This is a genomic window from Geminocystis sp. CENA526, assembly GCF_050753365.1.
GTDB lineage: Bacteria > Cyanobacteriota > Cyanobacteriia > Cyanobacteriales > Cyanobacteriaceae > Geminocystis.
In genome coordinates this window covers 1-1,419 of sequence record NZ_JBLZFY010000276.1, presented here as the reverse complement: position 1 = coordinate 1,419, position 1,419 = coordinate 1, and the positions used below count along the sequence as shown (strand labels likewise).

The window sequence follows — 1,419 nt, the reverse complement described above, 5'->3', positions numbered from 1 at the left end:
GTAAAAAGTAATCTTACCGCCGCTAGTGCTATTTTGGCAAACTTAGTGGTTTCTGAAAACATTATTAAAGGTATATTAAGGAGCGATATTATGCAAGAATCAGCTATTTATCAAGAAATTTTCCACTCTGGGGAATTAAGAGGGAAATTAGAAGGTAAATTAGAAGGTAAATTAGAAGGTAAATTAGAAGGTAAATTAGAAGGTAAACAAGAAGAAAAAGAAAGAGTTGCCTTGAGTTTACTCCGTCAAGGAATTAGTTTTGAGGTAATAGCAAATGCCACTGAATTGCCTTTAGAAACCATTGAAATTTTACAACGAATAGTTAATCAAAATAACTAATTTCTAATTTTTCGTCATTAAGTCAATCAAATAATTGTAATTGATAGATTGTAGAAGCATAAAAAATTAAAATTTTACGCCTCTACGAGAAATATGACAATGTTTATATAAAATAGACATCTTCAAAAATACAGGCAAGATGCCTGTTCTACGATGGTAAAATCATAATTATTGGAGAAGTCGAATAGATGTTAAATAAGAACTTCAAAAGCTATTCCTTCTAGTTGGAATTGAGGGAAATTTTCTAAGATGCTATTTTTCTCATCTTCACCGACAAAAATATATGTACCCGGTTGTTGAGTGTTTTGAAAACGGTAAATATCAAGTCCTCTATTAGCATCTTTGTCGTAGGCATAAAATGCGACACCTTCTTCTTCAAATTGGGGGAAGTTTTGACGAATACTTCGACTTTCAACTTCTCCTGCGTAAAGATATGTACCTTCAATAGCAGTGTTGCGAAAACGATTAAACACGATTAAGTCATCGTCAGGAGTTTCACTGACATTAAAAGCATAGCCTTCTTCTTCAAATCGAGGAAAATTATTGAGAACATTTTGTCTTTCAACTTCTCCTACAAATAAATATGTTCCCTGTCGATCGAGATTTTGAAAACGATACAAAGGAGAGTTAAGATTATCGATAACGGAAACTCTCAGGGTATTAACTTCTGTATCTCCTAATAAATTAGTAGCTTGAATGGTTATTTCCGCAACGCCATTGGTATTGCTTTGATAATTGAGTAAAATTTCTCCCTGACTATTAATGTTAGCAGTAACTAAATTAGGATTATTATTATTTTGAATGGTAAAACTCAATTCTGGCACATCTGCAACGGTGACACCCTCAAATCTCACTAAATCACTATCGTCATTCACAGGAGAATTAATCACGGGTAAATTAGTGAAAGCTGGATTTGTACCTCTAGCATCGATGGTAGATAAAGATGCGATCGAATCTATAGTATTTAAGTCATCCTGAGATAAGACTGTACCAAAGACAGTAAAACCGCCATTTTGATTATCAAGGTTACTGGCATTATCGGTTAAATTAAAAAACCATTGACTTGTAGCACTATTAGGA

Annotated in this window: 2 protein-coding genes; one reads left to right on the top strand and one right to left on the bottom strand. The window is 33.2% G+C overall.

Annotation, left to right across the window (positions count from 1 at the left end):
• On the top strand, positions 1–339 hold a 339-nt coding region (locus ACN4EE_RS23350; RefSeq protein ID WP_431708903.1), incomplete at its 5' end, for an RpnC/YadD family protein.
• 191 nt (positions 340–530) lie between these two features.
• On the opposite strand, the gene ACN4EE_RS23345 is transcribed toward ACN4EE_RS23350, so the two are convergent.
• Positions 531–1,419: peptidylprolyl isomerase (locus tag ACN4EE_RS23345; protein ID WP_431708902.1), on the bottom strand; the 889-nt coding region annotated here is incomplete at its 5' end.